Here is a 22,410-nt window from a genome sequence, read left to right on the forward strand (position 1 = left end):
AACTCTAGAACTGATCGGGATCACAATATACTATAACCGCATTAAAGGACCGCCATACTGTATAATGAAAATTCTAATTTGTGATGATTCCGGCCTAGCGAGAAAATCGCTGGCTCGTACGATAACCCACTACACAGATCATCCGATACTTTTTGCCGAGCACGGAGCTGAAGCTTTAGAAATAATGAAAGCAGAACGCATTGACATTCTGTTTCTCGATCTCACAATGCCAGTAATGGATGGATTTGAAGTATTGGCACATCTGCCTATCACGGATCACCCTCTAAAAACCATCGTAGTGTCTGGAGATGTTCAGCAACAGGCGATCGATCGATGCTACTCGTTAGGCGCCTATGCCTTCATCAAAAAGCCCTTCGAAAAAGTTAAGTTTGAATCTCTTTTAGAGCAGCTTGGCCTTATCAAGAAACCAGATAAAACCAATGCTCATCAAGACGATAACATTTCACCAGCCATCAAGTTCAAAGAAATTTGCAATGTCGCATTGGGCGCAGGGGCGGCGGTTGTGTCCGATTTCATTGGTGAGTTCATCACATTACCCATTCCTAATGTTGGCCCACTAGAAAGCAGTGAATTGGATATGATGATCACTGATGCTTTGGATCGAGAAACCTCAATTGCTGTTGCTCAGCGATTTGTTGGGAGTGGCCTGCATGGTGAAGCCATTGTGTGTATGGAAGGGGCTGACATTGCTCTTATTGGCGAAAAGCTTGGGTTCTCTCGAGAACACTCTACGTTCAACGAGATAGTACTAAACATTGGTAACCTGTTAGTTGCGTCATTTTTAACGTCGTTGTCAAAGCAGCTCAACGTCGACATGGTGCTAAGGCAGCCAACGACTCTGACCCCCGATAGGTACAAAGTCGAAGACTCAAAACAACACGCACAAGTGTTTACTATTGAATTTACCTATCGCACCGAGCATCTTAACTTTGAGTGTGAAGTGTTGTTTTTGCTCGATGATAAATCTCGACAAGCAATTTACGACATTATGGAGACTTTCTAATGAAAAACATTACCATGGATTTGTCTGATTTCCATTGGGCTATGCAGATCATGGACAATATGGACTCCGGACTTGTGGTAATAGATTTGGACTTTAATGTGGTCGCATGGAACACATTTATGCAATCCTACAGCGGGATCCGAGCCGATAAGATCATGCATAAAAACCTATTTGATGCTTGCCCTGATCTGCCCGTCGAGTGGCTAATCGCCAAACTTAACACCTGCGGCAAACTTAGCACCAAAGGATTCTCCTGCTGGGAAGATCGGCCGTATGTGTTTAAGTTTAAAAACTACTCACCGGTAACTCACGGCATGGACACCATGTATCAAAATATGGTGATCACACCGCTTAAGTCCCTCACAGCACAAGTCACCCATTTTAGTATCATCTTACAAGATGTTACCGACATCGCTCAGAACAAGCTGGAGCTTAACGCATCCAATAGAAAGCTGTCGCAGCTTAGTCAAACCGATGGCCTCACGCAGCTTTTGAATCGCTCAAGTTGGGAAGCTCAGCTCAAAAACCATTTTCATTATTGTGGTTTACATAAACGAACTGATACATTGGTGATGATTGATATCGACCACTTTAAGCGCGTCAATGACAACTTCGGTCATCCCGCAGGGGATGAAGTAATACGTCAACTGGCTAAAATGGTGTCAAAGACCGCTCGCGATTCTGACTATGTGGGTCGCTACGGTGGTGAAGAATTTGCAGTATTATTACCAAATACAAGTTCAGACCAAGCAATGTTTTTTGCTGATCGGCTGCGCAAGAGAGTCGAAAAACTGCAGGTTACACATGAGTCTCAGAGTTTAAGCTTTACTATTAGTCTAGGTGTTAGCGAGTTTTCTCAACAGTTTACGACTCATGTAAATTGGATTGAGGCGGCTGATAAAGCCCTGTATTTATCCAAGCGAAACGGTCGAAATCAGGCGACAGTAAGTCAGTAGTTATTAAATAAACGTGTTAAGGAGTCATTATGGTTGTAGAAAGTGAAGGCTATCATTCACTTATTGAGTACTTAGCCACCAGTTTATCTCTATTTGCCAGCTCCCAAGGCGATGTGGGTACAGAAACCGTAGAAGAGATCGTCACCGACATGATTTCTTCAAACATCATGGCATTATTCGAACAAAACCCATCCATGCACACCAGTATTCGCTTTCAATTACTAAAAGAAGTGGACGCGTTGGTCGCGGACCTTGCAGAGATATTAAGCAGTGTTTGGAACAAGCCAGCAACGAACCAACAAGTCGAATTTCTAGAAGACTATGTTGGCCTTATCAAGAATATGTTTGATTCGGCCGTTACCGTATACGATTAGCGATTGTCTGGTCGTCTAAAGCTTTCAAAGTGCTGACGCCAGTAGGGCGTGGTCAACGAAGAGATGATCACTCCTTTGGATGTTGAAGCATGCAAAAAATCATAACTGCCCAAATATACCCCAACGTGACGCTGTTTTACCCCAGTTCTAAAAAAGACCAGATCGCCGACTTGAACCTGACTGTTTGGTACTTCGTTAGACGCTTGCCATTGTTTTCTGGTGGTTCTTGGGAGCATGGTGTAGGACCATGAATTAGGGTAGCGCTGACCAAACTCCTGATAGACTTGTTGCACAAACGCAGAACAGTCAATGCCGCTACGAGTGCTTCCGCCTAAGCGATAGGGAGTGCCTTTCCAAGCCTGATAACTATCCATAAAACTGCCGTGCATTTGCTTGTGTTGATTCGTCAGGTCATTACTGGAAGTATAGAGATCATTAATTGGGTCGTTCGCACACCCTGATAAAAGCATTAAAGAGGCCACCAGCGCTGTTGCACTTAACGCACTTCGGTTTGATTTAACTGTCATGATGGTCCCCGTTTTACCTTATTTATCTCTAAAAGGCTGTGACATCATTCGATGAACGGCCATTTCTTTAGGATCACGAAATTGATTGAGTCCAATGACCATGTCATTGTGACCCTGTTTTGGTTGCGCAACATAGGATCCAAATAGTTTGTCCCATATAGATAGGAAGAACCCATAGTTGGCATTGCACTCTTCACGAAATACCGAGTGATGCACGCGATGCATGTCGGGGGTAACGATCACCCACCTTAGAGTGCGATCGAGTGTGTGCTTTAGGTACAAGTTCGCATGATTGAACATAGCGCTGCTATTAAGTAGCGTTTCAAAAACAATCACTGCGATAGGGTCAATCCCCAGCAAGCAAACCACGGCCATTTTAATGACCATTGAGAGGACTATTTCGATAGGGTGAAAGCGCAGCGCAGTGCTGGTGTCGAATTCGGTATCGGCATGATGTACTTTGTGCAGTGACCACAACCAAGAGTAGGTGTGAAACACTCGATGTTGCCAATAAATCACCAGATCCAGTAGCACTATGCTCAAAACAAACTTAATTGGCACGGGAATGGTGAGTTGATGGAATAGTCCCAGTTGTTGGCTTTTTGCCCAAATTGCCACGTCATACGCTATCCACGGCAATACAATCCACACAATCACAGTATTGAGCACCACCAAAGCAAAATTATTGAGTACTCGTTTGCCTGTCAACGGTGTAAATGGTCGACGAGGATTGATCCTTTCACTGACCAATAACACGACTAACCAAACGATAAAGATTGTACCGCGAAGTGTCCCTGCATCCATACGATTTGCCTTATTGAGCTAAACACACTCTGATTCTCCATCAAATGGACTTCGGTTGGCAACACAATTGAAGAAATGTTGTTCAAACGCACTTTTGTTCGGTCATTTATCTGCACAGCGTCACGGATTGCAGGCGTAGATATAAGGATAATTTAGGGTTTGAGCCGTTCTGTCTGTGCCTGATCAGGGTTTAGCCAAAACGGTTTAATTGTACATACTAAGGAGAAACTGACCATGTACTACGGTTTTGATGTCGGCGGCACTAAAATAGAGTTTGGTGCATTTGATAGTGATTTAAATCGCGTAGCCACAGAGCGCGTACCAACCCCTACAGATGACTATCAGCTGCTGATTGATACCCTTGTCGGTCTTATTGAAAAATACGACCAGCAATTCGGTGAGCAAGGTAAAATTGGTATTGGTCTTCCAGGTATGGAAAGTGCTGAAGATGGCACGGTTCTGACGGTTAATGTTCCTGCTGCAAAAGGCAAACCACTGCGCCGTGATCTTGAAGCAAAACTTACACGTCCTGTAAAGATTGAGAACGATGCAAACTGCTTTGCACTGTCTGAAGCATGGGACGACGAGTTAAAAGACTCTCCATCAGTGCTAGGCCTGATCCTAGGTACGGGCTTTGGTGGTGGATTTATTTTTGACGGTAAAGTCTTCTCTGGCTATTCACACATTGCAGGAGAGTTAGGGCACACACGCTTACCTATCGATGCTTGGTTCCATCTTGGTGATAACGCACCACTGCTGGGTTGCGGCTGTGGTAAAAAAGGGTGCCTAGACAGTTACCTTTCAGGTCGTGGTTTTGAGCTGATCTACGAGCATTACTATGGTGAGAAGAAAAAAGCCATTGATATTATTGGCGAGTATAACAATCAAGAGCCTAAAGCCCTTGAGCACGTGGATCGCTTTATGGAGCTGCTGGCCATTTGTTTTGCTAATATCTTCACAGCCAATGACCCACATGTTGTCGCTCTAGGTGGTGGTTTATCTAACTTTGAATTGATCTACGAAGAAATGCCTAAGCGTATTCCTAAGTACCTGATGTCTGTTGGACGCGTGCCTCGCATCATGAAAGCGAAACACGGTGACTCGGGTGGTGTTCGCGGAGCTGCATTCCTAAATATTAAAGATTAACTTTTAGTTATGCCTGCCAAAAAGCCAGAGTGAATCACTCTGGCTTTTTGCTTTTCACTATAATCAATGATTAAGCTTGGTTCTTTTTGCCCAATGGTTGGTTCACTTTTGGCTTTAGGCGAATAGTACCAAAGCCTAACTTTCTAAAATGTGTATCTCGGTAATCTCTGACGGCCTTGGTGTCAGCTACGGCCTCTAGCTGCTTTTCCATCTTTAGATAGTCGGTAATGTCGATGCCTTCTTCTTTAGCCACGGCTTCGTGTATCGAGTGAAACTGTTGATAAGAAAAGAGCAATTCTTTAGATTCTTTTTTGTAAACATATTCAATGATACGAGCCATACCGATTACCTGTTTGAAATTGAGTGAATGCGAGTGCAGGGCGGCGATTATCCCCGAATTAGCGCTAAGTTCAACCCTTTATTGCCCATCAGTTTGGCTGATAGTTTATTTGTGCGGTCGCAATCCTCGGCGCTGCTATACCGTGTTTTTGGAACTCTTCCATAACTCGCAGCGTAATATCGGTTTCAAACAACTTTTCGTAGGCGGTATCGACCACATACGCCTTACAGGTCAGTTGGATGGCTAAGTAATTGTCGGTGATGGTTTGTTTTACTAACACTACAACGGGTTTAGGAAGGTGAATGTATCGGCTCGAGGACGCGGCTTCTTGAATCAAAGTACGCGCAAGATTGATATCTTGATCCAGTCCTACAAAGAAGGGAATGACGACTTGCATATCGAGCGCACCATAGTTGCCACTTACCACGACTTCGTTTAAAAATTTGTTGTTGGGTATGGTGATGATATCGTCATTCAGCGTACGCATTCTCACAGACCGTAAGCCAATGGTCGTAATATCGCCGTAATTCCCTTCAAATGTGACCCTGTCACCCACCTGAAACGGACGATCAATCATAACCGTTAGCCCTGCAATGAACGACGCTGCCAAATCTTTTAAAGCAAAACCAACCGATACCGCTAGTGTGCCGCCAATCAGAGCCAATATGTGATCGTTGATTCGAAAACTAATCATGAACACAACCAAGCCCGACGAAACGTACATAAAGAATTGAAAGAACGACTGGGCTTTTTGAAGCACCATGCGATATTGGACAAACTGGTTACTCACGTTCTCTACCACCGAATCAATAAAGCGCAGCAGCAACCAGGTTGCAAACACAATGACCATAGAAAAGAACACACCACTCCAACGGATAAGGCTGGCAAATTGCTGCAAGCTTTCAACGTCTGGTATGGCTTCGGTTGCAAACACTGTCGACGAAAACAGTACGGTAAGAAGAGCAATGAGATTACGCATATTATTTTACCAACAAGTGCTGACGATGAAGGACATTTGTGATTTGTCGAAACCAGTGATCGGAGACTCTGGCTTTATCGTCAGACCACTCAATGTATCCGCGTGATTGAAAGTAGCGCAAAGTCCCAAGCACTTCGGCCACAGAAAGCTGGGTGCATCGTGACAGCTCTTCTTGGCTGGCGACTTCTAACTGCACTATAGACCTCAACACTGCAAGCATCGGTTTGGGCATTTTCTCAAGCTCATCGGCTTCTGGAGCTTGAAATAGCCTAACGACCACTTGTTGCGTTGATTTATCTCGTCTAAGTGAGTAACGGAAGAATCGTAATGCCACAGTTGGGTTGCCATCGGCGTAGTGCCACAGAATTCGGTAAAATCCCGTTTGAGCGCGCTGCTCGTCATCCATATCTTCATGGTCCCACTGCTTTGGTACGCTTAAACCCTCAAAGGAGAGCGGGTAGGCAGGATCGGATGACACTCTGCTGCGTAATAGTTCTGCCATCTGAGCCTCACTCCATTTAGGCAAGAAAGCGACCCAATCAAAAAGCAAACGCTCGCCCCGTGCTCGGTCGACAAATCGCCAACTCGACTTCTCGATAGCCAGCATGCAGCGATGGTTCTGTTGAGATTGACGCAAAAGATTAGTGACTTTTAGCAGGTCGTTAAGCCCACCAACCATTGGCTTAACCAACCGTTGAGCATTGTCTATAGCAAACAGATACGTGTGTTCACTGCTCCTCAAGTGCGCAAGGATCTCGGTATCAGTAGCGTCGTCACCAAGACCTAGCTGCAACGACATTTGCTTCATTAACTCTTGATAACCAGCATAGGGAGAGTTCAAATAGATAGGCGTTGCACGTTTAACTTTGTGCAAAAGTTGCTTCATGAATGTTGTGACACCAACACCTCGCTCTCCTGATATCACCACAACTGCGGGACTTTCGCTTAGCACATATTTACCAACTTGCTTTAACTCGGGTTGAGCATATTGAATCAGTGTACTGTCTTCATTGCCTGGCAAAACATAGCGAAACACTTCCTCGCCTCGAACACGCTTTAATGTGCCTTGTTTTTGCTCATTGGAGTGCTGTTTGGCCACTTCTATTTTGAATAGATACGCGAGCGCTTGGCTAAAGAATGTGAATCGAGATAACACTGCTACAACGGAGTGTTGAATATTCGAATAGCCAATCCACACAATGCCTATGGTTGTCGCTAACCAGCTTATTAGCGGCGTTTTTTGGCGCTTCTCAGCCCAAAGTACCCATACAGGTTTGTCCTTCACTTCTGATAACATTTCAAAGGTTAGAGGGCGCCATTTCCTTAACACTTTAATCGTTACCAAAGCAAACCAAAACCAAACCAAAGATAGGATCCAATAGTATATGGTGGTTTGACCTAACATCCGCTCGGCAATTTGCAGCGTCACCCCCACCAAGATAAAGCTCCAAATATACCAACGAACAGTGCTCAGCCTTAACGCCGTGATAGCGGGAGATCGGCGTCTACTATTTCGATAGACAAACTCTAAGATAAAGCTTATCGCTATTGAGCCTCCCAAGATCCACCAAGTAAAGATTTCCAATACTGCCAATTGAGATAAGCTAGGAATGCTCGACAATAGACGTAATGTCGCGGTAAGAGCCAATAACCAAGCGATAGAGTTTGCTGCGCGGCTCACATACCAGATTAAACGAACCCATAAGCCCGGTTTTGCGGTTGAGTCGATTAAGTGGGTTTTGAACAACGTGATCAGGCGCTTGCTGTTGGACAACCACCACATTAGAACGCCAATCACAGATAATACTTTTAGCGCAATCCAAATAACGGGAATAGGAGAGATGAAAAGATCGGCGATAAGCTTTTTGAAACTTCGAATTTGAGAGTACACAATATACTGAGCGTTCAACTGCGCAATATCGAGCTCAAGTTTAAACTGAAGCACACCAGAGGGACCAAAACCCGTCACCTGTGTTTGCACATCAGACGACGACCTCGCTAATAACGCCTCTTTAGATGTGCCAATCAAGCGTAAGTTATAACTTAAGTTTTCTAATTCGTGCCAGCCAATAATGTCTTGACGGTACTCTTTAATCCCTTTAGAAAACTTGTCTCTATAGACCGATTGCAGTTCGATGCTATCACCAAGCAAGCGATGAATCTCAGACTGGTGACTGGCCTCCAGAAACGCAGGATCAGGCAGTTCAAGACGTTTCTGCTGTAAGGCTTTAACATCCTTTGAAGCAACTGCGGCCTGATCGGCATTCAGATCAATGGCGAAACTAGGCACGCTAGCCAAAAACAGCAAGCAATACAATAAGGTTTTCAACTGCAAACTTAAATTAGGCATACTTAGCGCTATAAGTGGATGATTATAGGTAAATTTTAGTCAGCCACTGGCAAAAAGCGAACACCGGTCGCAAAAAATGTCTTTTTCACTAAAGGTGCGACCAAGGTCTAAGTGCAATAGGTTTCTTTAAAGCCATGCTCTTGATATGGTTATAGTGAGGTCATAGAGGTGGGAGTTCAGGGATGGCAACCTTCAACAATATCGTAATACTAACGGGTGCAGGTATCTCTGCAGAGTCGGGGATCAAAACATTTCGTACCCATGATGGACTGTGGGAAAATCACCGTATCGAAGATGTGGCGACACCTGAAGGTTTCCACGCAAACCCAGATCTTGTTCAACAATTTTACAATAAACGACGCAAAGGTTTGTTGGATCCCGCTATTGCTCCTAACCCAGCGCACGAAGCGCTGGCACAGCTAGAGCAGAGTATCGACGGCTCTGTGTTGTTGGTCACTCAAAATATCGATAACTTGCACGAACGTGCTGGAAGTTCAAATATCGTGCACATGCATGGGGAACTACTGAAAGCGCAGTGCAGTGTAAGCGGCCAGGTGATTGTGCAGGAGGGTGACCTTACAACGGGTGACCTTTGCCATTGCTGCCAAATACCGGCGCAAATGAGGCCCCATGTAGTATGGTTTGGCGAAATGCCGCTGCAGCTTAACCGCATCTACGACGCGTTAAGTCAAGCTGATCTCTTTATCTCTATTGGCACGTCCGGGGTTGTCTATCCGGCAGCGGGGTTCGTTCACGAAGCGAGAGCGCATGGTGCGCATACCATCGAGTTAAACCTCGAACCTAGTGCACTAGAAAGTGAGTTTGCTGAAAAGCGGTACGGAAAAGCGAGCCAAGTGGTGCCAGAGCTCATTGCAGAAATTATTTAGACTATTTTAATGTCCAATGTCTAATCGGTAACGGAAGATCGACTAGTAGGCCAATCGTTCATGCTCTTCACATAAGGCATCAAAGTACTCTTTATAGAGTTCGCTTTTGCCTGCATATTCTTCAAGATTTCTGAACTCTGTCGACTTGTTTGCAGGTGGGTATAAGTTAGGGTCACCGGTAAAGTGAGCAGGTAAAATGTCATTACTCGCAGTAATTGCGCTGACCCGTCGATACGACAACGCATACTCCGCGGCGTTGCTTCCCGTTACTAACCACTTGAGCGCTTCTATGCTTTGCTTGCGACTCAATGCCCCCTTTGGCACCGAAAAGCCATAGGTGGTACGAATAATCGGGTCTAGGTCCCACAGCATTTTCATTGGCGATCCTTCTTGGGTCACAGAGTACACGCCACTGCTTGTACTCATACCAACAACAATTTCACCGGACAAAAACGCCATTTCGATCTCAGTACTGCTAGAAATCTCATGTATGTTCGGCAACCAGTTTTCGAGCAGTTTATAAGCCGAATGGATCTCTAAGGGATTAGTCGTATCCAATTCATAGCCAAGCATATGTAACGCTACGACAAATAATGACTGATAGTCTTTTGTGATCGCAATTTGATCAGACCATTGCGTATCCCAAGCATCCGTCCAATTGCTTATGAGCGACTCTGGCAACATGTCAACATTGATCGCCAAGCTCGTGAAATCGACACTGTATGGGTAGAAACGATGTGAAGAAACCGTCTCTTTATCAACGTATTGCCAATTATCTGTCTGCCAGTCAACGTCGCTGTCGATAACCTCAACTTTCGATTGAGGCAATTGACGGTAGTGATTTTTGCTTATTAACATTAAATCAACTTGGCGCTCTTTGAGGTAAGTATCGATATCCTCAAAGCTATCGGCCTGAATTTGAGAAACAGGGCGCTCTAGCAAAACACTAAGACGTTCCGATTGAGAGTCGGTAAGAGGGTGCTGTTCATAGACGATGACAAACTCAGAACTCGCTAAAACCGCTTGTGGAAACAAGGGTAGGATCAACAAAGAGAGTCTTAAAGGGCTTATCATGTGGTTACGTTAACGACCTAATGTCAATGAATATAGGTTTGGCATTATATCCATGCCTACATAAGAATCAAACTCATTTCACATTCTGTTAAGATTAAGTCATTGAGGTTCACATGTCGCATTGGCGGTCGTTTTTGTGACCATACAAAGTGCTGTACCTCATATTTTAGGTTTAGCTCAGCTCTAGACAAGGTATACTAGCGAGCATCTAAATCGAACTCTTATTGGCTTCATGGACACACAAAGCACAAACAAAATTAATGTTGGGGGCAGCATAGACCGCGCCCTCAATGGAAAGTATTCACTCAAAGTGGGAGACATTCTTAGTGAGGCATGGAAACTAACGCTGCAACACTTTGCTCGATTTACTCCAGCTATCCTGCTGTTGATGCTGTTGCAATTGTCCATTTTTTACGCCGCACTTAAGCTTCAATTGGGCGATATTTGGGTGTTAATCGATGCCTTCGCCAATATGGACTCACCCGTAGACGAAAGTATTTTTCAAGCCATATTTATGGCGAACTTTAGCTACGAAGTGATTAGCGCTCCTATTTTTGCAAGCCTTTGTATGATGGCGATGAGCCATGCAACTGGGTTTAACACCAAGCTTTCGCACATTACTAAAGGGTTGGCCTTTACTGTCCCGGTTATTCTGGCAACGCTAGCCTCGCTTATTTTACAAGCGTCTTCTAGCAACTTAGTGCCTATGCTCTCTATCTACCTGTCTCTGGTGTTTAGTCACTCGGTATTGTTAATTTGTGAAAAACGCATGTCACCAATGCGGTCACTGTGGTACTCACTGCGTGCCTGTAACCGTAAAATTTTGCCGCTGGCCGCGTTGTATAGCATTGTGGTGACCTTCGTTTTCTTATCGATTGCCTTATATGGAATCGGCTTGGTTATTACGTTACCGTTATACTTCCACGTTAAAGCGATTATTTACCGTGAAATGTTTGGTATCACATTGACCGTTGTGGCAACAAAAGCAGATCCGTCGAGCACCACGCACACCGAATCACAGCCTAGTGAGCCTGACGTACAAAAGCCTTCTGGTGGAAATGATACTTTTGACGCGTAATGTCTCAGCAAAACACTCTCAAGACGGACAAGGAATATTCAATGAATAAGTGGATAGCACCACTGTGCATACTACTGTGCTTTCAGGCGCAAGCCACCGAGTATCGCTTTAGCTATTCAGAGCTCTACTCGAAACTAAAATACAGCTTAAACGAAGAGTATACATCTGTTGGGACTGGGGTGTACTTTATCAACCCAACGACCCAGCTACCTTGCAGCATTGAAAAGTCTTGGATGGAGAAAGAAGCGCATTACGAAACGCTTTCATTCCCAGAAAGTGGGAAGTTACCGCTGCCGTTGGATGGCAATTTAAAAAGCGCTAACCCGTTAGTCTATGTTCATACGGACTCAACAACTCAGTGTGATTACTCAGTTGCTTTGGTCGCCAACGAACCCTATGCACTAGACATTCATTCGGACTACCTTGAAGTTGTCATTCCAGAATTTCAGTTGTTGTTGGAAGACATCAGTGGGATGTTCTCTAGTTGGTTCGCACCAACAATTTCAGGCATTACTCTAGAGTTTATCAAACTTGAAACTGGCGAAGTGACGCTTAGCAACAATCAGACTCTGCCAATAACAGGCCATCGAGCGCACATTACATTAGCGGACTTGGAGGATGGGGTGGTCGCAACGTTGCCAACATCTCCATCGCGTATTATGCCGTACATACAGCAGTAGCTCGCGCAGTTCATAGAATCAGAATGCGTAAACAACCAAAAAGGCCAGTTCATTGATGAACTGGCCTTTTTGTTAATCGATTTGTGTCACATTGAGCATTTCACCGGGTACGAACGCTTGTACACCGACGTCATCTGCTGGCGATACATCGTTAAACTCTTCTTTATCAAAGCCAATATCACCACCATTAATTACCCCTGAATCTCGGTCAATCGATTTAAAATCGAACAACTCAAAGTCAGCTAAATGGCTAGGCACAACATTCTGAATCGACCTAAAGAGCGTTTCAATACGCCCAGGAAACTGCTTGTCCCAACCGTTAAGCATTTGCTTGATGGCTTGACGCTGCAAATTTGGCTGTGAGCCACATAGGTTACATGGAATGATTGGGTACTGTTTTAGATCAGCGTATTTAATGATGTCTTTCTCACGACAGTATGCGAGCGGTCTGATAACCACGTGCTCGCCGTTGTCAGACACGAGTTTTGGTGGCATCGCTTTGATTTTTCCACCGTGAAACATGTTTAGAAAGAGTGTTTCGATGATGTCATCGCGGTGATGGCCAAGAGCGATTTTTGTCGCACCCAACTCTTTGGCATTGCGATATAAAATACCGCGACGAAGTCGAGAACAGAGCGAGCAGGTTGTTTTACCTTCTGGAATTTTGTCTTGAACAATTGAGTATGTATCTTCTTCGATAATCTTGTACTCAACGCCTAGCGACTCTAAATAGCGAGGCAAAACATCTTCAGGGAAGCCAGGTTGTTTCTGATCGAGGTTAACTGCGATCAAGCTAAAGTCGACGGGGGCGCTCTTTTTCAAGCTCAATAAGATGTCCAACATGGTAAAGCTGTCTTTGCCGCCAGACAAACACACCATAATGCGATCGCCGTCTTCAATCATATTGAAATCTGCAATGGCTTGACCAGTATTGCGTCGTATGCGCTTTTGAAGCTTATTGAAGTTGTATTGTTGCGCTTTCGATAGCTCAGTCTGTTGCTCTGACATTATGTTGTTACCTTGACTCTAAAGTTGTGCACCCGCAGCTGCGGCAAAAGTGAGTCGGTATGATACGCAGAATACCTATCGAGTCCAGAAAAATTTAGGCAACAATAAGGGGAGCAAAGCTCCCCTAAAGTAGTGCCTTGCGTCACTTACACACTGTTAGGATCTAATGGACTGATGTATCCCTCGGGTTTGAGCGCCAAGAGATCACAATCTACCTTATCAATGACATTTTCTGCTGTGTTGCCAATAAACACCGCAGACAAGCCAGAACGACCACTTGTTCCCAAAATCACTAAGCCAGCTTTCAAATCGGCGACCGACTTGGAAATCACGTCTTCTGCTAACCCTTGCTCTACACTGGTTTGCTCTTCAGGCAACCCATACTGCTGCCTAAGCTCCTTCATAGCTTTAAGGTGATGGCCTCTAACCGAGTCGGAGTACAGCGTAGGATCAAATTCAGGCAATTCGACCGTAATATTGGGCGGCGTAAGTGGATAAGCGTTTACCAAGTGCGGTGTCGCATTTAAGCGCTCTGACAAATCCAGCGCCTGTTCGACCATAGCTTGATTGAGCTTTTGGTGAGACTCTTGCTCTGAGCCAACATGAACCGAAGCAACGATATGCCCATTTTCCGGCCAGTCATGATTCTTAACCAGCAAAACAGGAGTAGGGCATTTACGCAAGAGGTGCCAATCGGTAGGGGTAAACAGCACAGATTCTAAAGCGGCGTGTTGCCTAGTCGCTTTTATCACAATTTCATGCCCTGCCGCGTAGACTTGCCCTATGATTGCTTCGTAAGGTCGGTTATGCCAAATCACTTTAATATCTAGAGTAATGTTATTATCCAGGTATGGTTCAGCAACTTCTTTCATCCATTGTGTACGTTGGTGCACAACGCCTGCGCGCATTGCATCGCGCTCTTCACTCGACAGCATCGAGGTCATCTCATAAGAGAAATCGTATATCGACAGGAAAAAAGTGACACTACAGGGACTTTTACTCTTGCGCCCTAATTGCATGGCCCTTGCCAATGCAGGTTGCTCATCATTATTGATGTCCGCAACCACTAAGATGTTGTTATAAATACTCATACAGTCACCACTATGTCGTAGGATCTAGTTTAACTGTAGCTGAATAAGCGTTGAATTTTTATATGTTTAAGAAAGAAATTGGGGATTTATTGAAGTGACTCACTAAGTGAGCCACTTTGATAGGGGATTACGACTCTTTTGATACGCCAGCAAGAGTCATTAATGCATCGTGATCGTTGATCGTGATGTACTTGCCTTTTACCAACAGTATGTCGGCTTTTTGGAAACGACCAAGTAATCGGCTAATGGTTTCTACCGTCAAACCAAGATAGTTGCCAATATCACCGCGCGTCATAGTAAGACGGAACTCACGCGGACTGAAACCACGTTGAGAAAAACGCTCTGACAAATTATACAAAAACGCGGCAAGACGCTCTTCAGCGTTTTTCTTAGACAGCAGCAAGATCATATCTTGATCGCCTTTGATTTCATTACTCATCAATCGCATGATTTGCTGACGTAACTTAGGCATTTTGCCTGAAAGATCGTCTAGAATTTCGTATGGGATTTCACACACCATTGAGGTTTCCAGCGCTTGCGCGAAACTTGGGTGTTTGTTTTGATTGATTGCATCAAACCCTACCAAATCGCCTGCAAGATGGAACGCTGTGATTTGCTCATCGCCTTGCTCGGTGATGGTGTAGCTTTTGATGGTTCCTGAACGAATAGCGTACAGGGATTTCAGCTCGTCGCCGGCTTTAAACAGCTCTTGGCTCTTCTGAATTGGTTTTTTGCGCTCAATAATTTGGTCGAGTTGATCCAACTCGCTGTCACTTAACGTGAAAGGGATACAAAGTTGAGAGATGCTGCAATCTTGACAGTGGATGGCACAGCCACCTGATTGTACGCGATTTGTTGCCGGTTTTTCTGAAATCATAGTACTAACTGATAATTGATGTACGTCAATATTTTACCAAACTAAATAAAAAATGGATAGGTTTTTAACTTAAGAGCACCAGAACAGAGCAGGAAATTGCTAAAAACAGCGGTTAAATCACACCGTTGAGTGAGGTATAAAGACCCAACAAGATAAGAAATATGCCACCAGTTTTACGTACCCATGACGACGAAGTGAGCTTATGCACGTATTGCGCAAAAAACGCAAGAGACAACATTGCAGGCAACGTGCCTATCCCAAACGCTAACATTGTTTGAGCGCCACCACTAGCACTGCCCGACATCGCAGCCCAGCTCAACATCGAATAAACCAACCCACAAGGCAGCCATCCCCACAACATACCCAGCGGAAGTGCATAGATAGAATGTTTGAGTGGCAACAAGCGTTGAGCTAGCGGGGATAGCAGGCGCCACAGTCCACGACCGGCTTTTTCGATGACTGAGATGCCTCTGTACCAACCCGCAATATACAAGCCTAATAGAACCATTAAAATGCCCGCAAAGACCCGAAGTATGTTGAGCGCTTGGTTCCAACCACTTAGCTCTACCGAGCTTGCAACAGCGCCACCGATGAGAGCGCCAAATAGCGAATAGCTAAATAACCGACCCACGCTGTATAGAAAGAGCGCGACTGGTTTTTGAGTGGTGGCTGCGAGCGCTGTTGAGATACCACCACACATAGCGACACAGTGTGTAGTACCAAAGAGTCCAACCGCAAACGCGCCTGCTAAATCAAGGTCCATTAAGGTTGTTTTTTCTCGTCATCTTCAAACAAAATGTTATGTCCTTGACGATCAAGGTCTTCGAATTGCTCTGATTTAACTGCCCAAAGGAATACTCCGACAGCAACGGCTACTAATACTATTGCAATAGGAATGAGGATGTAGAGACTTTCCATTACTTCAATAACCTCAATGAATTAGTAACAACAATCAGCGAACTTGCCGACATACCTACGACCGCAATGTATGGCGCGACTAGCCCCATAACGGCAAGCGGCAAAATAATGAGGTTATACCCCAATGCCCACGCCAAGTTTTCACGGATAATACGACGTGTCTTTAACGCAATGGTACGCCCACTGAGTATCTTTTCAAGCTTATCGCCCAGCAATACCATATCGGCTGAGGTTTTTGCGATGTCGGTACCACTGCCCATAGCCACCGACAGGTGAGCACCACTTAATGTTGGCGCATCGTTGATACCATCACCGACCATTAGTGTCACATCATCTGTAGGCAACTGTCGTAGATACTCAAGTTTTTGTTGCGGCTTGGCTTCACTCACAACCGCAGCTATCCCAACTTCGTGAGCAACTTGCTGGGCATTTTGTTCAATATCTCCGGTCAATAACGTTACTTTAATCCCTAGCGATTGGAGTTGAGCGACAAAGTCAGCACTTTGCTCTCTCACAGGATCGCTGTAATGGAAGCGTGCTATGAGGCGACCATTGCACGACAGGTATATTACCGAGGGGTCGCTTTGGTGTTCGCCATTTAGAACAAACGCCATAGAGCCAATGCGATACTCGTGCTCACCTATGATCCCTTTTACCCCGCTACCAACCACATTTTCCACTTCGTCAAATTTGACTTGGCTTCCAAAGGCGGTGAACGCTTTAGAAATAGGGTGATTAGCATGACGTTCTAGCTCACTTGCAAGCGCAATCACTTGTTGCTCTGAGAATTCGCCCACTGACTCGATCTTAGAGATAGTAAATTCCCCATGGGTCAGTGTGCCGGTTTTATCAACAACGACGTGGTTCACTTTACAAAGCGTTTCTATAACGTGCGACTTTCTCATCAACAACCCTTGGCGCCCAAGTTGAGAGGCGCCGCAGGTAAGAGCGGTGGGTGTTGCCAAAGATAATGCACAGGGGCAGGTGGCAACAAGCACCGACAGCATTATCCAAAATGCGTCATCAGAACCATTTATGGTCCAATACGTGTACGTTAATGCAGATATAACTAATATCACGGCGACAAAGTAACGAGCGACGACATCGGCCACTTCAGCAATCTTAGGTTTGGTATATTGAGCTTCGTCTTGAAGGCGAACAATATTGGAAAGTACGCTGTCATTTCGTGACGCTGTCACTTCAAGTTCAATGACGCTTTCACCGTTTACTGAACCTGCAAATACAGGGTCTCCGAAGGCTTTCTTTACAGGAATCGATTCACCGGTCAGCATCGATTCGTTAACATGTGCAACCGGGGATAACGACGCACCGTCAGCGGGAATATGCTCTCCTGGTAATACTCGCAACTTGTCTCCAACTTGCAAACTTTTCACTGGCACTTGTTCACCATCAATGGTGGTTGCCAATGTGGGGACGAGCTTGAGAAGGTTTGCACTGGCTGCAGCCGCTTTTCGTCTTGCACGCATCTCCAAAAACCGACCCAGCAACAAAAAGAAGGTAAACATCGAGATCGATTCAAAAAAGACTTCGCCTTGCTGTGTCACTGTTGCCCACAAACTTGCAACGTACGCAAAGATAAGTGCCAGTGATACGGGCACATCCATCCCCAACGTCCGTCCTTTTAGACTGCGATAAGCGTTAATATAAAAAGGCAGTGCCGAATAGAGTAGGACAGGCGTGGCAAAGATTAAGCTCACAACCCTAAAGTAGTGCTTAAACTCTGGCTCAAGGCTACCAAAGACTTCTAAGTATAATGCCACCGCCAGCATCATAACTTGCATCGTTGCAAGCCCTGCAATACCTAATCGGTATAGGTATTGCTTCATACTGTTATGGTAATCGCGCTCTTGAGCATCAGCTTCAAAGGGAGCGGCTTTATAGCCAATTTGGTGTAGAGCCGTGAGTATTTCACTCAGCTCAATGGCATCGTCTTGCCACTCAACCATGGCACGATGAGTCGACGTATTTACACGAATAGACGCAATGCCTGGCTTTTGATTGAGCTGTTTCTCTATTAACCAGGCACAGGCCGCGCAAGACACACCTTCTAACGATAGCGTTGTTTTTAACACGCCATCTTGGTGCTGCACGAACTCGGCTTGAACGTCTTTATTGTCATAAAGTGACAACTCAACAAGCTCTTTGGGAACTAAGTCGACACGCTCTGCAGACTCTGTGCGGTACTGATAGTAGGACGTTAGACCACTTTCAACGATAGTGGACGCAACGGCTTCGCAGCCCACGCAACACATCTCGCGATCTTCACCCAATATTTCTACATGAAAATCACTGCCTGCGGGGACATCTTCCCCGCAGTGATAACACTCTTTTGTCATTGCCTAGTTTGCCAGTGGCGTAAATTCAGAAGTAGGGAAGCTAACACGCCCCTGAATTAACCATTCATGGTTGTGTGGAGACAGTTCAATGAACCATGGACCGTCAATATCCTGTGTCAGCGCTAAACGATACTCACCATTTGCGCTGGCACTGACCAACTCGTTAAAGTCTCTGTCTGCCAGTGTACGGTGTGTCACAGTAACATTGAGCGCGGGGTAGTGTTCTAGATCGCCTTTATTAAACAAGATGATAATTGCCCCATCACTACTTTTGATTTGTGCAGATAGGTTAAGTTCATTGGCTACGCGAACTTTGGAGATATCGACATTAATGCCTTTACCTTTTTTATAGTAATCCTCAGCAACGAGTGACACTGAATTTTGGGAGAAGATAAACACGGTATATAAAGTCCCAACCACCACCGTCAGCGGCAGTGCAATAAGAAACCAGGGCCAAAACTGCTTATACCAAGGCTGTACCATAAAAAAGTTCTCTTAAGTTTAATTTGTAATGAAGTGTGTAGAGTAGGGAAAAGACAGCCCCTAGAGAAGGGGCTGTTAATATCGTTTTACTATTTTGTTTCTTGGTTGCTAAGATTCCAGACATAAGCAGAGAGAAGCTGAACTTTCTCTTCACCTAAAATGTCTTTCCAAGCGGGCATGACGCCTGAGCGGCCGTAGGCAACGGTTTGTGTTACTTCAGCGCGTGAATCACCAAACAACCAAATGTTGTCTGTAAGATCAGGTGCGCCAACAGATGGGTTACCCTTACCGTCGGTACCATGACACGCGGCACATACCGCAAACTTCGCTTTACCTGCTGCGGCTTCACGCGCATTCACCTTACGCCCAGAAAGGCTTAGGGTGTAGCTCACCACTTCACGAACACCGTCTTCGCCAAGTACGTCATTCCACGCTGGCATTTGACCAATGCGGCCTTCCATGATCGTTGTTTTGATCGCGGCAGGCTCACCACCATATAACCAAGCGGCATCCGCTAGGTTAGGGAAGCCTTTCTGGCCACGTGCATCCGAACCATGACATTGCGAACAGTTTTGTAGGAAAAGGCGTTGGCCAACTTTAATCGCTTCTTCGTTCTCTGCAATCGCAGGGATAGAGCGGAAAGTTGTACCATCTTCTTCATACGCTAAGCGCTTAAATGCTTCACCAAAATAGGCTTCGGCATCATCAAGTTCTTTGGCATACTTATTAAGCGTCTTTTCACTTTGGGAACGTGCAATCGATGCACGGGACTGTTCAATGTTAGATACGGTTTGATCCGAACTTGTCCACCCCAGTAGGCCAGGGAAGTTGCCCATACCTGGGAACAGCAAAAGATAGACAACCGCAAATACACCTGTACTAAAGAACAAGTATGTCCACCATTTAGGCAGTGGGTTGTTAAGCTCACGAATACCATCGTATTCGTGGCCCATATCTTCACCGTCTTTCACTCCCATGTCGTCTTTAAGACACCACACAAGTATGGCAAACACACCGATCAGACAGACCGCGGTGATGATGATGACCCATAAACTCCAAAATGTAGTCATTTGTTATCTTCTCCCTGATTTTCCGATGATTGCTGCTCATCTGCAAACACTAGATTGGCGTCTTCTTCAAATCGCGCTTTGCGCTTTTTGCCGTAAGCCCACCAGACAATGCCGAAGAAGCTAACAAAAAGAAGGACAGTCCAAATACTGTGAATAGTTCCAATATCCATAGTCGCTCCTTATTTCATCGCGTGGCCAAGAGATTGAAGATAAGCAATGATGGCATCCATCTCTGTTTTACCTTCTACGTCTGACTTCGCGTTAGCGATCTGTTCGTCAGTGTAAGGAACACCAAACTGATTCTTGAATACTTCAAGCTTCTGCTGGGTCAACTTACCGTCTAAAACATTTTCTTCCAACCACGGGAAGCCAGGCATGTTTGACTCTGGTACCAGTTCACGTGGGTCGATCAAGTGAACACGGTGCCATTCGTCAGAATAACGTCCACCGACACGAGCCAGATCTGGTCCAGTACGCTTAGAGCCCCAAAGGAATGGGTGTTCCCAAACACTCTCGCCCGCTACAGAGTAGTGGCCGTATCGTTCTGTCTCAGAACGGAAAGGACGGATCATCTGGCTGTGACATACGTTACAACCTTCACGAATGTAAACATCGCGACCTTCCATTTCGAGAGCGGAATAAACACGAAGATTATCCACAGGCTCGGTGGTTTGCTTTTGGAAAATCAATGGTGTGATTTCAACCAAAGCACCAAAGCTGATTGCAATGATGATCAAAATAGCCAGCAAGCCGACGTTTTTCTCGACGATCTCGTGGCGGTTATTTGAATTATTTGCCATGTTGCTCTCTCCTTACGCCGGTTGTGGAATAGCTTTTAGGCTATTTTTCGGAGCTGCGATGGTCTTGTAGGTGTTGTACGCCATTAAGAACATGCCAGCTAGGAAAATAAATCCGCCAATAAAGCGAACCGTGTAATACGGGTAAGAAGCTTGTACTGATTCAACAAAGCTATAAGTCAACGTACCGTCGGCATTTACTGCGCGCCACATCAGACCCTGCATAACGCCAGAGATCCACATCGCCACGATATAAAGCACTGTACCGATAGTGGCTAGCCAGAAGTGCACGTTGATTAGGCTAACGGAGTACATACGTTCTTGACCGAATAGGCGAGGCACTAAGTGGTACACAGAACCGATAGATACCATGGCTACCCAACCCAATGCGCCAGAGTGTACGTGACCTATGGTCCAATCCGTGTAGTGAGAAAGTGCGTTCACCGTCTTGATTGACATCATTGGACCTTCAAAGGTCGACATGCCGTAGAAAGACAGTGACACGATGAGGAATCGAAGAATTGGATCATAACGGAGTTTATGCCATGCGCCAGACAGCGTCATAATACCGTTGATCATGCCACCCCAAGACGGAGCGAACAGAACCAAAGACATCACCATACCTAATGACTGTGTCCAGTCAGGTAGTGCTGTGTAGTGCAGGTGGTGAGGACCCGCCCAGATGTAAAGGGAAACCAATGCCCAGAAGTGAACAATGGATAAACGGTATGAATAAACTGGACGCTCAGCCTGCTTGGGTACGAAATAGTACATCATGCCAAGGAAACCCGCAGTAAGTAGGAAACCCACAGCGTTGTGGCCATACCACCATTGGACCATCGCATCCACAGCACCAGAGTAAATAGAATATGATTTACCTAATGACACAGGTACCGCCATGCTATTTACAATATGCAACACAGCAACAGTAAGGATAAACGCACCGAAGAACCAGTTTGCGACATAAATGTGCGAAGTTTTTCGTTTAATTAGTGTTCCGAAGAACACCACCGCGTATGAAACCCATACCAATGCAATTGCGATATCGATTGGCCACTCAAGTTCCGCATACTCTTTACCAGAAGTGAAACCGAGGGGTAGGGTGATTGCTGCCGCTAGGATGATGGCTTGCCATCCCCAGAACGTAAAGGCAACCAGTGGACCACCAAATAGGCGGGTTTGACAGGTTCTTTGCACCACATAGTAAGAGGTGGCAAAAAGGGCACTAGTACCAAACGCGAAAATCACTGCATTGGTATGCAGTGGACGCAATCGGCTGTAAGTTAACCACGGCGTATCAAAGTTGAGCTGTGGCCATACGAGTTGAGCGGCGATTAAACACCCAACTGCCATTCCGACAATACCCCACAAAATGGTGACAAGGGTAAATTGACGTACGACAGTATAGTTGTAGCTTTGTTCAAGCTGCGCTTCTTGGCTCATTTGCATGCTTCCAATTTCTTATTAACTACACTTTCCAACACGACACTATCATTTGTTTTTATGTCGTAATGCCATCCAAACTGTAAAAATGCTGATTTAAGCAGCAAAAACTGACTAAATAATATAATTTTACAAAATCCGTTTTAG

General features: G+C 45.3%; 23 protein-coding genes and 1 pseudogene. 7 read left to right on the top strand and 17 right to left on the bottom strand.

Features of this window, described 5'->3' with window-relative positions; all coding sequences use genetic code 11:
• Positions 1-64 precede the first annotated feature (64 nt).
• Genes ST37_RS15545 through ST37_RS15555 form a run of 3 tightly spaced genes read left to right on the top strand, consistent with a single transcriptional unit; the run spans position 65 to position 2,354 of the window.
• Positions 65-1,024 carry a response regulator gene (locus ST37_RS15545; RefSeq protein WP_084887993.1) on the top strand — a complete coding sequence of 320 codons (960 nt, stop codon included), beginning with the start codon at positions 65-67 and terminating at the stop codon, positions 1,022-1,024.
• Positions 1,024-1,980: a diguanylate cyclase gene (locus ST37_RS15550; RefSeq protein WP_084887995.1), complete on the top strand. Its 957-nt coding sequence runs from the start codon at positions 1,024-1,026 to the stop codon at positions 1,978-1,980. Before ST37_RS15545 ends, ST37_RS15550 begins: the two co-directional genes overlap by 1 nt.
• A gap of 29 nt (positions 1,981-2,009) precedes the next feature.
• Positions 2,010-2,354 carry a DUF3802 family protein gene (locus ST37_RS15555; RefSeq protein ID WP_084887997.1) on the top strand — a complete coding sequence of 115 codons (345 nt, stop codon included), beginning with the start codon at positions 2,010-2,012 and terminating at the stop codon, positions 2,352-2,354.
• Here the strand turns inward: ST37_RS15555 and ST37_RS15560 are convergent.
• A complete protein-coding gene (locus tag ST37_RS15560; protein ID WP_084887999.1) occupies positions 2,351-2,881 on the bottom strand; it encodes an NlpC/P60 family protein in 531 nt (176 codons plus the stop codon). The genes ST37_RS15555 and ST37_RS15560 overlap by 4 nt on opposite strands.
• Before the next feature lie 18 nt (positions 2,882-2,899).
• Entirely contained in the window at positions 2,900-3,685 is a 786-nt protein-coding gene (locus ST37_RS15565) for a sterol desaturase family protein (RefSeq protein ID WP_084888001.1), read from the bottom strand.
• Positions 3,686-3,919: 234 nt separating this feature from the next.
• Between ST37_RS15565 and nagK the strand changes: the two genes are divergently transcribed.
• A complete protein-coding gene (nagK, locus tag ST37_RS15570; RefSeq protein ID WP_084888004.1) occupies positions 3,920-4,831 on the top strand; it encodes an N-acetylglucosamine kinase in 912 nt (303 codons plus the stop codon).
• A 70-nt stretch (positions 4,832-4,901) separates the two neighbouring features.
• Here nagK and ST37_RS15575 read toward each other — a convergent pair whose 3' ends face one another.
• From ST37_RS15575 to ST37_RS15585, 3 genes are all read right to left on the bottom strand, one after another.
• Entirely contained in the window at positions 4,902-5,171 is a 270-nt protein-coding gene (locus tag ST37_RS15575; protein WP_084888006.1) for a DUF2960 family protein, read from the bottom strand.
• Positions 5,172-5,259: 88 nt separating this feature from the next.
• Positions 5,260-6,150, bottom strand: coding sequence for a mechanosensitive ion channel domain-containing protein (locus tag ST37_RS15580; protein ID WP_084888008.1), 891 nt, complete (start codon positions 6,148-6,150; stop codon positions 5,260-5,262).
• 1 nt (position 6,151) lies between these two features.
• Complete coding sequence (locus ST37_RS15585) at positions 6,152-8,500, bottom strand: ATP-binding protein (RefSeq protein WP_172401012.1); 2,349 nt, start codon at positions 8,498-8,500, stop codon at positions 6,152-6,154.
• A 182-nt stretch (positions 8,501-8,682) separates the two neighbouring features.
• On the opposite strand from ST37_RS15585, the gene cobB reads away from it, so the two are divergent.
• A complete protein-coding gene (cobB, locus tag ST37_RS15590) occupies positions 8,683-9,387 on the top strand; it encodes a Sir2 family NAD+-dependent deacetylase (RefSeq protein WP_084888010.1) in 705 nt (234 codons plus the stop codon).
• 42 nt (positions 9,388-9,429) lie between these two features.
• Here cobB and ST37_RS15595 read toward each other — a convergent pair whose 3' ends face one another.
• Positions 9,430-10,461, bottom strand: coding sequence for an extracellular solute-binding protein (locus tag ST37_RS15595; protein ID WP_084888012.1), 1,032 nt, complete (start codon positions 10,459-10,461; stop codon positions 9,430-9,432).
• Between the two features lie 232 nt (positions 10,462-10,693).
• On the opposite strand from ST37_RS15595, the gene ST37_RS15600 reads away from it, so the two are divergent.
• Together ST37_RS15600 and ST37_RS15605 are read left to right on the top strand one after the other, a co-directional pair.
• Complete coding sequence (locus ST37_RS15600; RefSeq protein ID WP_084888014.1) at positions 10,694-11,539, top strand: hypothetical protein; 846 nt, start codon at positions 10,694-10,696, stop codon at positions 11,537-11,539.
• Positions 11,540-11,580: 41 nt separating this feature from the next.
• A complete protein-coding gene (locus tag ST37_RS15605; protein ID WP_172401013.1) occupies positions 11,581-12,219 on the top strand; it encodes a DUF2987 domain-containing protein in 639 nt (212 codons plus the stop codon).
• A gap of 156 nt (positions 12,220-12,375) precedes the next feature.
• On the opposite strand, the pseudogene ttcA reads toward ST37_RS15605, so the two are convergent.
• The 11 genes and pseudogenes from ttcA to ccoN all read right to left on the bottom strand — a co-directional run.
• Positions 12,376-13,227: pseudogene (ttcA, locus tag ST37_RS15610) on the bottom strand (tRNA 2-thiocytidine(32) synthetase TtcA); the annotation flags it as partial.
• A 146-nt stretch (positions 13,228-13,373) separates the two neighbouring features.
• On the bottom strand, positions 13,374-14,318 hold the full coding sequence (gene uspE / locus ST37_RS15615; protein ID WP_084888020.1) for a universal stress protein UspE: 945 nt from the start codon (positions 14,316-14,318) through the stop codon (positions 13,374-13,376).
• Positions 14,319-14,445: 127 nt separating this feature from the next.
• Positions 14,446-15,195 (bottom strand): FNR family transcription factor, encoded by a 750-nt coding sequence (locus ST37_RS15620; RefSeq protein WP_084888023.1) that lies wholly within the window; start codon positions 15,193-15,195, stop codon positions 14,446-14,448.
• Between the two features lie 112 nt (positions 15,196-15,307).
• Complete coding sequence (locus ST37_RS15625; protein WP_084888025.1) at positions 15,308-15,958, bottom strand: sulfite exporter TauE/SafE family protein; 651 nt, start codon at positions 15,956-15,958, stop codon at positions 15,308-15,310.
• Positions 15,958-16,113: a cbb3-type cytochrome oxidase assembly protein CcoS gene (ccoS, locus tag ST37_RS15630; RefSeq protein WP_084888026.1), complete on the bottom strand. Its 156-nt coding sequence runs from the start codon at positions 16,111-16,113 to the stop codon at positions 15,958-15,960. The genes ST37_RS15625 and ccoS overlap by 1 nt, the downstream gene beginning before the upstream one ends.
• On the bottom strand, positions 16,113-18,470 hold the full coding sequence (locus ST37_RS15635; protein WP_084888028.1) for a heavy metal translocating P-type ATPase: 2,358 nt from the start codon (positions 18,468-18,470) through the stop codon (positions 16,113-16,115). The genes ccoS and ST37_RS15635 overlap by 1 nt, the downstream gene beginning before the upstream one ends.
• A gap of 3 nt (positions 18,471-18,473) precedes the next feature.
• Positions 18,474-18,953, bottom strand: a complete 480-nt coding sequence (locus ST37_RS15640; RefSeq protein ID WP_084888030.1) for a FixH family protein — start codon at positions 18,951-18,953, stop codon at positions 18,474-18,476.
• Between the two features lie 89 nt (positions 18,954-19,042).
• Positions 19,043-20,023, bottom strand: coding sequence for a cytochrome-c oxidase, cbb3-type subunit III (ccoP, locus tag ST37_RS15645; protein ID WP_084888031.1), 981 nt, complete (start codon positions 20,021-20,023; stop codon positions 19,043-19,045).
• A complete protein-coding gene (locus ST37_RS15650) occupies positions 20,020-20,193 on the bottom strand; it encodes a cbb3-type cytochrome c oxidase subunit 3 (RefSeq protein WP_084888033.1) in 174 nt (57 codons plus the stop codon). Before ST37_RS15650 ends, ccoP begins: the two co-directional genes overlap by 4 nt.
• A gap of 9 nt (positions 20,194-20,202) precedes the next feature.
• Positions 20,203-20,823 (bottom strand): cytochrome-c oxidase, cbb3-type subunit II, encoded by a 621-nt coding sequence (gene ccoO, locus ST37_RS15655; protein WP_084888035.1) that lies wholly within the window; start codon positions 20,821-20,823, stop codon positions 20,203-20,205.
• A 12-nt stretch (positions 20,824-20,835) separates the two neighbouring features.
• On the bottom strand, positions 20,836-22,263 hold the full coding sequence (gene ccoN, locus ST37_RS15660; protein ID WP_084888037.1) for a cytochrome-c oxidase, cbb3-type subunit I: 1,428 nt from the start codon (positions 22,261-22,263) through the stop codon (positions 20,836-20,838).
• Between the last annotated feature and the right edge of the window lie 147 nt (positions 22,264-22,410).

Source organism: Vibrio sp. qd031 (assembly GCF_002100145.1).
In the GTDB taxonomy this organism is placed as follows: domain Bacteria; phylum Pseudomonadota; class Gammaproteobacteria; order Enterobacterales; family Vibrionaceae; genus Vibrio.